Raw genomic sequence first — 12,858 nt, 5'->3', positions numbered from 1 at the left:
CATTCAACCGACCAGAAAAACCATCGCCTAATCCAACCGGCGAAATCCCAACCGAGGGGCAAGTCAATGAAACGTCGTCTGATTGCAAAAGCGCTCTTTGCGAGCCTTGCAGCGCTGCCGATTGCGGCAAGCCCTGTAAGCCTGGCAAACGCCCAGTCGGTCGTGAAACCGTCGCAGGAAATCGTCCTGTCGATCGGTCGCGGCGAGCTGATCAGCATTCCGGGCGCAATGACCGATGTGTTCATTGCCAACGAGGCCGTTGCCGACGTCCAGATCAAATCGCAGCGTCAGCTGTATCTGTTCGCCAAATCGGGCGGTGAGACCACCATCTACGCCAGCAACGCGTCGGGCGATATTATCTGGGCGGCCAATGTCCGCGTTGGATCCAATATCGACAGCCTCGACCAGATGCTGGCACTGGCCATGCCGGAAGCCCGGATCGCCACTGCGACCATGGGCACCAACACGGTCCTGTTGACGGGCACCGTTGGCGCTCCTGAAGATGCCGCCGAGGCCGAGCGTCTCGTCAGTGCCTTCCTGGGTGAAGATGCCAATGTGATCAGCCGCCTGAAAATGGCGACCCCGCTGCAAGTCAACCTGCAAGTTCGTATCGCGGAAGTCAGCCGTTCGCTGGTCCGTGAAATCGGTTCCAACCTGCAAACCCGCGACAGCACCGACGGTTTTCTGTTCGGCGTCAATCGCGGCCGTGCTTTCGGCACGATCACCGATCTTGATACGTCGGCCTTCCCGACCCTGGACGCCTCGGCCCAGTTCGGCCTGCCGGCAGGTTCGATCAGTCTGCCGTTTGACCCTGCGAAGGGTCAGTTCATTGTCGGCGGGACGACGTTCCCTGTGGCCCAGAACAACCCGGGCCAGACAGCTCTGAACTTCGCCGGTCGCCTGTTCGGCCTTGATATTGCCAGCGCCTTTGACGTCGGCGAGCGCCTGGGTCTCATCACGACCCTGTCGCAGCCTAACTTGACAGCTCTGTCGGGCGAAACCGCGACCTTCCTGGCCGGCGGTGAGTTCCCGATCCCGATCAGTCAGGGTCTTGGCACCACGTCGATCGAGTATCGCAATTTCGGTGTCAGCCTTGCATATTCACCAGTGGTCCTGAGCAACGGACGGATTTCGATCCGCGTGGCTCCGGAAGTCTCGGAACTGTCGAGCCAGGGCGCCATCACGCTAAACGGCTTCCAGATCCCGGCTTTGACCACCCGCAAGGCGGAAACAACCGTCGAGCTGGGTTCCGGCCAGAGCTTCATGATCGCCGGCCTGATGTCGAACAGTTCGCAGAACACGGTCGACAAGACTCCAGGCCTGGGTGACGTGCCGGTGCTCGGCAATCTGTTCCGCTCGACCTCGTTCCGCAAGGGCGAAACCGAGCTGGTGATCGTGGTCACGCCATACCTCGTCAAGCCGGTCGATTCTGCAGACATCAAACTGCCGACCGATGGCTTCAAGACTCCGAACGAAATCCAGCGAACCTTGGGCTATTTCGAGAATGACGGAGAGACCGGCAGCGATCGTCCGAAACCGACTGCGCAGGATCGCAATGCCCCGGCCCCGGCCGTGTCGCGGATCGATCCGGCTGCTCTGATGCCGTCATCGTCCAGCAAGGATGATCGCCGGGCAGAGAAGAAGTCCAAGAAATCCAAGCGCAACCAGCGCACCGCCGCTGCCGCGCCCGGCTTCAGCCTGAAATGAGGGAAGTGAGAACAATGAGCAAATTCAACACGAAACTTGCCGGGGCTCTCACCCTGACAGTGGCCAGCATCGGGCTCGCAGCATGTGGCGGGATGCCCGAGAACCGCACGGTCTACAGCACCAAGCAACCAGTGGTGGAACGCACCAACTATACGCTTGATGTTCGCGCCGGGGCCGGCGGCCTTTCGATCCCTGAACAGCAGCGTCTGTCCGGTTGGTTCGATGCGATGGACCTGCGCTATGGTGACCGGGTATCGATCGAAGATCCGATGCTGAGCGGGGCCACCAAGGACGCCATCTCCAAACTGGCAGCGCGTCACGGCATCCTGGTGAGCGACGGCGCCCCTGTTACTTCGGGTTATGTCCAGCCGGGCAACGCACGGGTCGTCCTGACCCGCTCTACCGCGAGCGTTCCGGGTTGCCCCGACTGGTCGGTGAAATCCGAGATGAATTACAACAACGGTACGCACCCCGGTTACGGCTGCGCCACCAACGGCAACATTGCCGCGATGGTTGCGGATCCCGAAGATCTGGTCAGTGGCGATAAAGGCTCGGGCGAGGTTTACGTCCAGCGCGCTTCGAAAGCTGTCGATGCGTATCGCGAAAAAGCACCCGAAGGCGTGGGCGCATTGCCCGGCGCTGGCGGAACGGGAGGTTAAGTCATGAACGCCCCATGGAACGCCGGCATGTCCGGCAACCGAGATCCCTTCGCTGCCTATATTTGCGATGACACCGCACTGGACGTCTTGCGTCCTGTGGTCATCGAACTGGGCTGGCAGCCGGAGAAATGCAACAAGGGTGGCTTGCGCAATGCTGTGCAATCCCTGTCGGTATCGGCCAGCCCCAACATTCTCATGGTCGACTTGTCCGAAAGCGGTGATCCGCTGAACGATATCAACGCCTTGGCCGAAGTTTGCGAGCCGGGGACAGTGGTGATCGCCATTGGCCAGGTCAATGATGTGCGGCTCTATCGCGACCTGCTCGCGAGCGGCATCCACGATTACCTTCTCAAGCCGCTTTCGGCCGGACAATTGCGCGATGCACTGAACCAGGCCCAGGCCGTGTTCAGCGCGCCCAAGGCAAACGATCCGGAAACGGCCAAGCGGCACATCTCGACCGCAGTAGTCGGGACTCGCGGCGGCGTTGGCGCCTCCATGCTGGCGACCTCCCTCGGGTGGCTGTTCAGCGATGATCACGACATGCCGACGGCACTGCTCGATCTTGATGTGCATTTCGGAACCGGCGCGCTCTCGCTCGATCTCGAGCCTGGCCGTGGCCTGACCGACGCGATCGACAATCCGAGCCGGATTGACGGCCTGTTCATCGAACGCGCCATGATCCGTGCGAACGATAATCTGGCGATCCTGTCTGCCGAAGCACCGATCAACTCGCCGCTGATGACAGATGGCTCTGCCTTCATCCAACTGGAGGAAGAATTCCGTCAGGCGTTTGAGATGACGGTCATCGATTTGCCGCGCAACATGTTGATTAACTTCCCGCACCTGCTCGCTGACGTGAATGTCATCGTGTTGGCAACGGAAATGACACTCGCTTCGGCGCGTGACACGATCCGCATTCTGTCGTGGCTGAAGACGAATGCTGCACATGCTCAACCCCTGATTGTGGCCAATAAAGTCCAGGCCGGCGTGGGCGAGATCAGCAAGGCTGACTTCGAAGCCTCGATCGAACGCAGCATCGACTTCAGCATTCCGTTTGACGCCAAGTCGGCATCAAACGCAGCGAAGCTGGGACAGGTGTTCGCTGATGCGAATCCGAGCTCCAAATCCAGCCAGGTCATCCGCCAACTTGCTGAACGCGTCATTGGCGCGAGCGAAGAGGAAGCCGGTGACGAGGAAGGCAAGAAGAAGTCGCTGCTCGGCAGCTTCGACTTCAAGTCGCTCTTGGCGAAGAAGAAAAAAGACAAAAAAGACAAGGCGGCCGACAAGGCCCCTGCCCAGTAATCGGCCGGAACACATCCGGGGCCTGCGTGCCCCGGATCGGGTAACGGATGTTTGAAGTCAGGAAAGGCGGTTAGCGCGCATGAGCATTTTGCAGCTCTTGCTATTCGGAGGGGGCCTCATGGCTCTGATGGTCGTTGGCTATGCCGCGATGTCAGGTCCATCTGCTGCCAAGGAAAGCCAGCGGCGCCTGAACGCCGTGCGCTATCGCCATTCCGAAAGCACCGACACCAAAGTTGAATCGCAGCTCAAGAAAGCGATCGCAGCCCGCAAGCCCAAGACCCAAGCAGCCAAAGGGTCAGGCTCGAAGATCGAAGCGCTCGAAACGCGCCTGGACCGGACTGGCAAAGGCTGGACCGTCAGCCAGTATTTCTACGCATCTCTGGGAATTGCCTTGGCGATCACAGTTGTCATGTTCCTGCGCTCCGGGGCGGCTCTGCTGTCGCTGATCGTGGGAATCCTGATTGGCGCCGGCTTGCCGCACATGATTGTCGGTTTCTTCATCAAGAAGCGGACTGCGAACTTCAACGCAAAATTCCCTGACGCCATCGAATTGCTGGTGCGCGGCTTGCGCTCGGGCCTGCCGGTGACGGAAACCCTCGCTGTGGTGGCAACTGAACTGCCGGGGCCTGTGGGCGAGGAATTCAAAGGGATTACCGAACGGATCAGGATCGGGCGTACGATGGAGGAATCCCTCCAGGACACCGCTGATCGTCTCGGCATTCCCGAATTCAATTTCTTCTGCATCACATTGGCGATCCAGCGCGAAACCGGTGGCAACCTGGCAGAAACGCTCTCGAACCTGTCTGAAGTTCTGCGCAAGCGGAGCCAGATGAAGCTGAAGATCAAGGCGATGAGCTCGGAATCGAAGGCATCGGCCTACATTGTGGGCGCCCTTCCCTTCATCGTGTTCGGCATGATCTGGTGGATCAACCCCAGCTATATCGGTGGCTTCTTCTACGAAGAACGTCTGATCGTTGTAGGGCTTGGCGGCCTGGTGTGGATGTCGATCGGGGCCTTTATCATGGCCAAGATGGTCAGTTTCGAAATCTAACGGGACCCGGAGAAGATCATGATCAACAGCGCTTCCGGCCCTACGCTTCTCGGCGTCGACGTTATCCTCGTCGGCACGATCCTCGCAGGCGTTGCCGCTCTCGCAGTCATGATGGCAATCTATGCCGCCGTGACCGTCAAAGACCCGATGGCCAAGCGGGTCAAAGCTCTCAATGAACGGCGCGAAGAACTGAAGGCAGGGATTGTCAAATCCAATGCCAAGAAGCGCCAGAGCCTTGTTCGGAAAACGGACCAGACCGAAAAGGTCAAAGATACGCTTTCAAACATGAAGGTTCTCCAAGAGAGCCAGATCGAAATCATCCAGCAAAAGCTGGCCCATGCCGGGTATCGTAACAAGGAACTCGCCGTTCTGGTGATCGGTGCCCGTCTGGTGCTGCCGATCGCGCTGGGCGCTGCGGCTTTCATGATCTTCTATGTGTCCGATTTCTTCCCCGAATGGGGCGATTTCAAGCGGCTTGGCGCGCTCAGCGCCGCTGTCGGCATCGGCTATAAAGGTCCGGAACTGTTCCTCAAGAACAAGGCAAACAAGCGCACGGACTCGATCCGCAAGGGTCTGCCTGACGCACTCGACTTGCTGGTGATTTGTGCCGAAGCCGGTTTGACGGTCGACGCAGCTTTCAACCGCGTGGCAAAGGAACTGGGCCGTGCCTATCCGGAATTGGGTGACGAATTTGCCCTGACCGCGATCGAACTCTCCTTCCTGAGCGACCGGAAACAAGCGTTCGACAACCTCGCCTATCGCGTCGATCTCGAGGCGGTCCAGGGCGTGGTGACCACCATGGTCCAAACCGAACGCTATGGTACGCCGCTGGCTTCTGCCCTGCGTGTGCTGTCGGCCGAATTCCGGAACGAGCGCATGATGCGTGCGGAAGAGAAAGCGGCCCGTCTGCCTGCGATCATGACTGTACCGCTGATCCTGTTCATCCTACCGGTTCTGTTCATTGTGATCCTTGGCCCGGCGGCCTGTTCGATCAGCGATGCGTTCTCGATGTAGTCAGACTTACTCTAGTCGAACGCAAAACGAGCCGACCCAGAGGTTGGCAATCCGAGGCGGCGCAGGGGTTTAACCTTGCGTCGCCTCGATCGTTTGGGCCCCGGTCGTCTGGGCCCCAATCGTCTGGGCCGCAGCGCGCAAGCGGGCGAGCAGATCGCGCAACACTGCTCGCTCTTCTTCGCCGAATGGTTCCAGCAATTGCCCCTCGACATCGCGCGCCAGAGGCATGATCTGGACGTAAATCTCGCGCCCTTCATCGGTCAAAGCGATATGGTGCGAGCGTCCGTCACTGGCATTGGGGCGACGGCTGACAAAGCCCCTGCTCTCCAACGCCTTGCAGGCCCGGTTGACCGCAACCTTGTCCATCAATGTCATCGCCGCCAACTCACGCTGGGTCAAAGCCTGCGCCTCGCCCAGAACCGCCATGATCCGCCATTCGCTGATCTTGAGCTCGAACCGCGCCTGATACAGTTCGGCAATCCGGCCGCTAACAGCGTTCGATGCAATCGACAGCTGGTATGGCAGGAATTCGGCCAGAACGGGCGGATGAGAATCGTCAGCAGACATGCCGTTAGTTTCTAAGGAAACCAACGTCGCTGGCAAGCCCGCCCGTATCAGCCACGGGCGTCACCCAAGCACCCGGCCCGCAACCGCATCCAGCTTCGCCAATAAGGTCGGATCGCGCTTCTCTGGCGCTGTCAGCAGGGCAAATTCGAGTGCCGTATCATGCGGACTGGCCTCCCGTGTGGCAGGCAGAGAATTCACCAGCGACAGCATGGTTTTGCGGGCCATATCAGCATTGGCTTGCAACACGGCGAGGATATCAGCTGTCTCCACGCCAGCCTCTTCATCGCGCCAACTGTCATAGTCGGTGACCATGGCCAGCATCGCGTAGGGCAGCTCCGCTTCACGGGCGAGTTTGGCCTCCGGCATGCCGGTCATGCCGATAACGTCCCCGCCCCATTCACGGTACATCCGGCTTTCTGCGCGGGTAGAGAATTGCGGGCCTTCCATCGCGATATAGGTTCCCCCGCGATGGACCTTTGCCCCGGCCGCCTCGGCTGCGTTCCCAGCAAGCGTTGAAAGCCGCGCGCAGACAGGATCGGCCAGTGCCACATGGGCCACCAGACCTTCACCGAAGAAGCTGGATGTGCGCCCCATGGTCCGATCAATAAATTGGTCCACCGCAACAAAGCTGCCCGGCGCCATTTCCTCGCGCAAAGACCCGATTGCACTGATCGCCAACACATCGGTGACCCCGCAACGCTTCATCACATCGATATTGGCGCGATAGTTCACACTGCCGGGTGACAGGCGATGCCCCGCTCCATGCCGCGCCATGAAGGTTAGTTTCACATCTCCGATCCGCCCGGTCGTAACCGGCCCGGACGGCGCGCCGAACGGCGAGGAAACCTCGATGTCCTGCTGATCTTCCAGCGCGACACCTTCATACAAGCCCGATCCACCAAGAATCCCGATATGCCAATTGCTCATGTGTTCGCGCTCATTTGTATTCGGGTTCCTGCCACCAGGGATAGAAGTCGGGCATATCCGTGCTGACCTTGCCCGGATATTCCGGATCGCGCTTCTCCAGGAAGCTGGCAATGCCTTCCATGGCATCGGCCCCGCGTGACAGGCGGTAGATCGCCTTGCTGTCGACATTGTGCGCATCCATCGGGTGATCACCGCTGGGATTGCGCCACATCATCGCCCGGGTCATCGACACCGAAATGGCCGAGGTATTGTCGGCAATCTCGCGCGCCAGACCTTTCGCCACATCCATCAATTCAGCTTGTGGGTGGATGGATCGGACCAAGCGGCCTTCTTTCGCTTCCGCTGCATCGAACACACGGCCCGAATAGCACCACTCCAGCGCTTGCTGGATGCCGACCAGCTTGGGCAGGAACCAGCTCGAACACGCTTCCGGCACGATCCCGCGCCGCGCGAATACGAAACCATATCGCGCCGTGTCGGAGGCCAGGCGGATATCCATGGCCAGCTGCATCGTCGCCCCGATCCCCACCGCAACGCCGTTACAGGCAGATATCAATGGTTTGGTGCTGTTGAACAAGCGCAAGGTCAGGCGGCCACCGCCATCGCGGACGCGCTCGTCCGAGAGATCTTCAACCTCGGTCGGATCTGAGAAGACCCGGCCTCCACCCTCTGGCGTCAGGTCGGCACCGGCGCAAAACGCACGGTCGCCCGCCCCGGTAAAGATCACCGCGCGGACATCGTCATCGGCATCGATGTCGTCCATCGCGGCGATCATTTCTGTCATCATCACGTTGGTGAAAGCGTTCATCTTCTCCGGCCGGTTGAGCGTGATGGTGGCAATACCGTCCGCCTTGTCGACCAGTATCTGGGTGTAATCGGTCATCTATCCTCTCCGCGAAATCCTACTGGATGGAACACATGGAACACTGTCCTGTGGCAAAAAACGAAGCGCCCCGATCCCTGCGTCAAAGAACACGGGGAAAGGAGCGCTGCGAATATCATTGCGGCAAGCTAGCGACCGCCGCTGCAGTAGGAAAGACCACGCTTCCCTGCCAAATTAGCGGAGGCCAGCTTAACGAGGGGCCATCCGGATGCCGCCATCGAGGCGCACATCTTCGCCATTGAAATAGCCGGTTTCGATCATCGTCATGGCCAGTTTCGCATACTCGTCCGGCATACCCAGACGCTTGGGGAATGGCACCGATGCGGCCAGTGCATCGCGCACATTCTGCGGCGCGGCGGCAAGCAGCGGGGTGTCGAAAATACCCGGCAGGATCGTGTTGACGCGGATACCTTCCTTCATCAGGTCGCGTGCAATCGGCAATGTCATGCCGACAACACCGCCCTTGGAGGCGGAATAGGCTGCCTGGCCGATCTGGCCATCCTCTGCCGCGACAGATGCGGTGTTCACGATAGCGCCGCGATCACCCTCTTCCGTCAGCGGATCAAGCGACATCATGCCCGCTGCCGACTTGGCGATGCAGCGGAACGTGCCGACCAGATTGACCTGGATGACGAAATCGAAGGCCGAAAGCGGGAAGTGCTTGATCGAGCCATCTTCGCGCGAACGGCTGGCCGTCTTGATCGCGTTGCCGATGCCTGCGCAATTGACCAGGATACGCTCCTGCCCATGGGCTTCACGGGCCTTTGCGAAGCCGGCATCGACTTCCTCGTCGCTGGTGACATTGACCTTGCAGAAAACCCCGCCAAGCTCTTCCGCCATGGCGTTGCCCTTTTCTTCGTTCATATCGAAGATCGCGACTTTCACGCCTTTGGCTGCCAGCGCACGGGCCGTTGCAGCACCGAGGCCGGATGCGCCGCCGGTGACGACTGCGGGGGTATTGGCACCAACTTCCATTGGAATATTCCTCTCAGATTAGAATGAATTAAACAGCTTCGACGATGGTGACATTGGCGACACCGCCGCCTTCACACATGGTCTGCAAACCGTATTTCTTGCCGTGGCGATGCAGGCCGTGGACCAGCGTCGCCATCAATTTCGTGCCCGAAGCCCCGAGCGGGTGGCCCAGCGCAATCGCTCCGCCATGCACGTTCAGCTTGTCCGGATCGGCACCGGTATGCTTGAGCCAGGCCATCGGAACCGGCGCGAACGCTTCGTTCACTTCGTACAGGTCGATGTCGTCGATCTTCATACCGGCCCGATCCAGGGCCTTGTCGGTCGCGAACAGCGGCTCTTCCAGCATGATCACCGGATCGCCGGCCGTAACCGTCAGGTTGTGGATCCGGGCCAACGGGGTGAGATTGTGAGTCTTGAGGAATTCCTCGCTCACCACCAGCACGGCGCTCGATCCATCGCAGATCTGGCTGCTGGTTGCGGCGGTAACTTTGCCCTCGGGGCTGATCAGCTTGACGCCGGAAATCCCCTCGAAACTGGCGTCAAAGCGGATGCCTTCATCCACCTTGTGCACATCGTCGCCATCGGGCGTTTCGATGGCCACCGGTACGATTTCCTTGTCGAAAGCGCCATCATTGGTGGCGGCAATCGCCTTTTCGTGGCTAGCCAGGCCGAACCGGTCCAGATCTTCCTTGGAGAAGCCGTGCTTCTGCGCGATCATTTCCGCACCCATGAACTGGCTGAACTGAACCTTGGGATATTTCTCTTCGAGGCCCGGCGATTTGTAATGCCCCAGCCCTTCTTTCATATGGAAGGTGGCGTTGGTGCCCATCGGCACACGGGTCATGCTCTCTACTCCGCTGGCGATCACGGCATCCTGCGTGCCGCTCATCACGGCTTGCGCAGCAAACTGGATAGCCTGCTGGCTCGATCCGCACTGGCGGTCGATAGTCACGGCAGGGGTCGATTGCGGCAGGTGCCTGGAAGCGAGAACGCCCATCCGCCCGACCTGCATAGCTTGCTCGCCGGCCTGGCTGACACAGCCGGTCACCACGTCGTCGATTGCGCCCGGATCGATCCCGCTGCGCTCGACAATCGCATCGAGCGATTTGGCCAGAAGGTCGACGGGGTGGACACCGGCAAGACGACCGCCGCGGCGTCCCCCTGCGGTACGGACAGCTTCAACGATATAGGCGGTGGCCATGGCTCTCTCCTCACACACGTTTCAATTTGCCACTCGCGTAGGGGTGCCTTACGTTTGCGTCAACTACAGAGTCTGCGAGCCGACAGCTTCAAAAAGCGGCGATCCAGCGCTTGCCAAGCGCGGCCACGGGGCCTTAGTGCCAAGCCGTCATGAGCGAACCTATCAACATCTTCGAGATCAATTCCAAGCTCGATACAGATGCCCTTGCGAAACAGTTCGCACCCAATCGCCGGATCCAGGTCCGTGACGTGTTGACCCAAGATGCCGCAGTGGAATTGCGCAAGGTCATGTCGGACCTCACCCCTTGGGGCATGGCGATGCAGGCGGGCTTTGGCGAAGAGCCGCAGGACATCACGCTGGAGGAATTGCGCGATCCGCAGGGCAATACCCGCGCGCAGGCGCTGAACAAGGCTTCCCACGATGCTGCCGCGCGCGGCGACTACGCGTTCCGCTATGCGCGCTATCCGCTGGTCAAGGCATATCAGGAAAAATGGGCCCCTGGCGGCCCGCACGAAGTGCTGATCGAGCACATAAATACCGAACCCTTCCTCGATCTGGTGCGCCGCGTCACCGGCTTCGATGACCTGATCAAGGCCGACGGGCAGGCGACATTGTTCGGACGCCAGCATTTCCTAGGCCTGCACTCGGACGAGCAAGTCGCCGAGGGGTGGAAGATCGCCTATGTCCTGAACCTCACTATTGACGATTGGAAGCCTGACTGGGGCGGCTATCTGGTCTTCTACGACGAGAACGGCGATGTGTTCGAAGGCTTCATGCCGCGTTTCAACACGCTCAACCTTTTTGCCGTGCCGCAAGCACACGCCGTCACCTTTGTCCCGCCCTTTGCGCCGCATGGCCGCTTCGCCATCAGCGGCTGGTTCCGCGACCGGTGAGCACGCCTTCGCCGCAGGATTTCCACGCGCGGGCCATTGCGGCGGAACGAGCCGGCAATGCGGCAGAGGCGCAGGCCATCCTGGCCCAGGGTCTGGCAGCGCATCCCGGCCAGGCCGACCTGCTCAACAGCGCCGGAAACATCGCGCTGCGCAGCGGCGATGCTGCATCAGCCGCCGATTTCTTCGGACAGGCGCTTGCCGCCCGGCCCGGTACTGTCGATTTTGTGATCAATCAGGCCATCGCCCTCACCGGGGCGGGCAAGCCGCGGGCCGCGATTGCCGCGATGGCACCGTTCGAAGAGGTCGGGCGCACGGCGGTGCGCTATTGCTCGGCGCGCGGCGCAGCGGAACGTGCCGCCGGGCATCCGGCCGAGGCTGCGCATTGGTATGACCAGTGCCTGGCGCTGGAACCGAAGCATCCGCGCGGGCTGCATGGACGGGCGCGCACGGCAATCGAACGCGGCGAACCTGATGCTATCGCTCGCGTCGATGCCGCCCTGGCCGTGAATCAGGGCGACGCGGATTTGTGGCTGGCCCGTGCCCAAGCGCTCGACGTAGCGGGCGAAACAGCCGAAGCACGCCAGCTGGCCGAACAGATCGTGGAACAGGCACCCCATTGGCTGGAAGGGCTGCGATTCCTGGCCCAGATGCGCCATGCGGACGGTGACAGCGATTTCACCTCGCATTACAGACTGGCCACACAAAGCCTGCCGCACGATCCGAATATCCCTGCGGATCACTGCAACGTTTTGGCCGGGCTCGACTATGCTGCCGAGGCTGCCGAAATCGCTGCGGAGGCGCGCACGAACTTCCCCTCGATCGGACAGTTTGCCCTGCTTGAGGCGGTAAATGCCGGCGCTGCCGACGATGATGCGCGCGCGGATTCCCTGTTCGCCAGCCTCGATCTCGACCTGCCGGATCGGTGGCTGCACGAGGCCCGCCACCACATCCGGTTGGGCCATATCGAGCAAGCGCATAACAATCTCGATCGGCTGCTGGCGCAAAGCCCGTGGGACATTTCCGGATGGGCTCTGCGCGGGATTGCATGGCGTGTCGCAGGGGACGAACGCGCGCAATGGCTGCACGAGCAAGATGGTTTGGTGCGGCTGGAGCCGTTGGCGGATGCCGACACCGTACTGCCCCCGGCAATTGCGAGACTCCACGAGCTGCACGACACGTCGCCCATGCCCCTGGGCCAGTCATTGCGAGGCGGTTCGCAGACGCGAGGGATTCTGTTCCACCGGACAGAACCCGAATTCGCCGCGCTCCATACAGCGATCCGGGCTACGCTGGAAAACTATCGCGCGCAATTGCCGCCGCTTGATGAGACCCATCCCCTGCTGCGCCATCGCGAGACGCCGTGGCAATTGCTTGGCTCATGGTCGGTTCGCTTGCTTGGCGGCGGCGATTATCACACCGCACATATTCATCCGCAGGGGATCGTCAGCTCGGCCTGCTATCTCGAATTGCCGGAGGGTCGCGCCGCGGGTGACGGTGCCCTCGAAGTGGGTCGCCCGGCCCCCGATCTCCGCCTTGACCTGCCGCCGTTGACGGTGATCGAACCCGAGGTTGCTCACCTCGCCCTGTTCCCCAGCACATTGTATCATGGGACCACGCCATTCGGCACCTCGCGCAGGATGACGGTTGCGTTCGATGTCGTGACACGCGAGGACGCCTAG

12 protein-coding genes are annotated in these 12,858 nt (G+C 60.7%); 7 read left to right on the top strand and 5 right to left on the bottom strand.

The window, feature by feature from the left end; genetic code table 11:
* Positions 1–66 precede the first annotated feature (66 nt).
* The 5 genes from ABD653_RS12720 (at position 67) to ABD653_RS12700 (ending at position 5,733) form a co-directional block, all read left to right on the top strand.
* The gene (locus ABD653_RS12720; RefSeq protein ID WP_199801111.1) at positions 67–1,707 is read left to right on the top strand and encodes a type II and III secretion system protein family protein; all 1,641 of its coding nucleotides are present in this window, start codon (positions 67–69) and stop codon (positions 1,705–1,707) included.
* 14 nt (positions 1,708–1,721) lie between these two features.
* Positions 1,722–2,366 carry a CpaD family pilus assembly protein gene (locus ABD653_RS12715; RefSeq protein WP_160779014.1) on the top strand — a complete coding sequence of 215 codons (645 nt, stop codon included), beginning with the start codon at positions 1,722–1,724 and terminating at the stop codon, positions 2,364–2,366.
* Positions 2,367–2,369: 3 nt separating this feature from the next.
* On the top strand, positions 2,370–3,668 hold the full coding sequence (locus ABD653_RS12710; protein ID WP_160779013.1) for a pilus assembly protein CpaE: 1,299 nt from the start codon (positions 2,370–2,372) through the stop codon (positions 3,666–3,668).
* A 79-nt stretch (positions 3,669–3,747) separates the two neighbouring features.
* Positions 3,748–4,719, top strand: coding sequence for a type II secretion system F family protein (locus tag ABD653_RS12705; protein WP_160779012.1), 972 nt, complete (start codon positions 3,748–3,750; stop codon positions 4,717–4,719).
* Between the two features lie 18 nt (positions 4,720–4,737).
* Positions 4,738–5,733 (top strand): type II secretion system F family protein, encoded by a 996-nt coding sequence (locus ABD653_RS12700; RefSeq protein ID WP_160779011.1) that lies wholly within the window; start codon positions 4,738–4,740, stop codon positions 5,731–5,733.
* Positions 5,734–5,802: 69 nt separating this feature from the next.
* Here the strand turns inward: ABD653_RS12700 and ABD653_RS12695 are convergent, their stop codons facing one another.
* The 5 genes from ABD653_RS12695 to ABD653_RS12675 form a co-directional block, all read right to left on the bottom strand.
* Positions 5,803–6,300, bottom strand: a complete 498-nt coding sequence (locus ABD653_RS12695) for a MarR family winged helix-turn-helix transcriptional regulator (RefSeq protein WP_160779010.1) — start codon at positions 6,298–6,300, stop codon at positions 5,803–5,805.
* Between the two features lie 60 nt (positions 6,301–6,360).
* Positions 6,361–7,227, bottom strand: coding sequence for an S-methyl-5'-thioadenosine phosphorylase (gene mtnP, locus ABD653_RS12690; RefSeq protein ID WP_160779009.1), 867 nt, complete (start codon positions 7,225–7,227; stop codon positions 6,361–6,363).
* 10 nt (positions 7,228–7,237) lie between these two features.
* Positions 7,238–8,110, bottom strand: coding sequence for a crotonase/enoyl-CoA hydratase family protein (locus tag ABD653_RS12685; RefSeq protein WP_160779008.1), 873 nt, complete (start codon positions 8,108–8,110; stop codon positions 7,238–7,240).
* 189 nt (positions 8,111–8,299) lie between these two features.
* Positions 8,300–9,085: an SDR family NAD(P)-dependent oxidoreductase gene (locus ABD653_RS12680; RefSeq protein ID WP_160779007.1), complete on the bottom strand. Its 786-nt coding sequence runs from the start codon at positions 9,083–9,085 to the stop codon at positions 8,300–8,302.
* Between the two features lie 28 nt (positions 9,086–9,113).
* Positions 9,114–10,286, bottom strand: coding sequence for an acetyl-CoA C-acetyltransferase (locus tag ABD653_RS12675; RefSeq protein WP_160779006.1), 1,173 nt, complete (start codon positions 10,284–10,286; stop codon positions 9,114–9,116).
* Positions 10,287–10,435: 149 nt separating this feature from the next.
* Here ABD653_RS12675 and ABD653_RS12670 point away from each other — a divergent pair, with 149 nt between their 5' ends.
* A complete protein-coding gene (locus ABD653_RS12670; RefSeq protein WP_160779005.1) occupies positions 10,436–11,179 on the top strand; it encodes a 2OG-Fe(II) oxygenase in 744 nt (247 codons plus the stop codon).
* Complete coding sequence (locus tag ABD653_RS12665) at positions 11,176–12,858, top strand: 2OG-Fe(II) oxygenase family protein (protein WP_160779004.1); 1,683 nt, start codon at positions 11,176–11,178, stop codon at positions 12,856–12,858. The genes ABD653_RS12670 and ABD653_RS12665 overlap by 4 nt, the downstream gene beginning before the upstream one ends.

Source organism: Parerythrobacter jejuensis, from assembly GCF_039536765.1.
GTDB classification, from domain to species: Bacteria; Pseudomonadota; Alphaproteobacteria; order Sphingomonadales; family Sphingomonadaceae; genus Parerythrobacter; species Parerythrobacter jejuensis.
The sequence above is the reverse complement of the archived record's forward strand: the minus strand, read 5'-3'. Positions and strand labels throughout refer to the sequence as shown.

Bases quoted from the DNA above. Each gene is read 5' to 3' on its own strand.
- ABD653_RS12710 (WP_160779013.1), top strand. From the start codon at position 2,370: ATGAACGCCCCATGGAACGCCGGCATGTCCGGCAACCGAGATCCCTTC.
- ABD653_RS12720 (WP_199801111.1), top strand. From the start codon at position 67: ATGAAACGTCGTCTGATTGCAAAAGCGCTCTTTGCGAGCCTTGCAGCG.
- ABD653_RS12705 (WP_160779012.1), top strand. From the start codon at position 3,748: ATGAGCATTTTGCAGCTCTTGCTATTCGGAGGGGGCCTCATGGCTCTG.
- ABD653_RS12670 (WP_160779005.1), top strand. From the start codon at position 10,436: ATGAGCGAACCTATCAACATCTTCGAGATCAATTCCAAGCTCGATACA.
- ABD653_RS12715 (WP_160779014.1), top strand. From the start codon at position 1,722: ATGAGCAAATTCAACACGAAACTTGCCGGGGCTCTCACCCTGACAGTG.
- ABD653_RS12700 (WP_160779011.1), top strand. From the start codon at position 4,738: ATGATCAACAGCGCTTCCGGCCCTACGCTTCTCGGCGTCGACGTTATC.
- ABD653_RS12685 (WP_160779008.1), bottom strand. From the start codon at position 8,110: ATGACCGATTACACCCAGATACTGGTCGACAAGGCGGACGGTATTGCC.
- ABD653_RS12675 (WP_160779006.1), bottom strand. From the start codon at position 10,286: ATGGCCACCGCCTATATCGTTGAAGCTGTCCGTACCGCAGGGGGACGC.
- ABD653_RS12680 (WP_160779007.1), bottom strand. From the start codon at position 9,085: ATGGAAGTTGGTGCCAATACCCCCGCAGTCGTCACCGGCGGCGCATCC.
- ABD653_RS12695 (WP_160779010.1), bottom strand. From the start codon at position 6,300: ATGTCTGCTGACGATTCTCATCCGCCCGTTCTGGCCGAATTCCTGCCA.
- mtnP (WP_160779009.1), bottom strand. From the start codon at position 7,227: ATGAGCAATTGGCATATCGGGATTCTTGGTGGATCGGGCTTGTATGAA.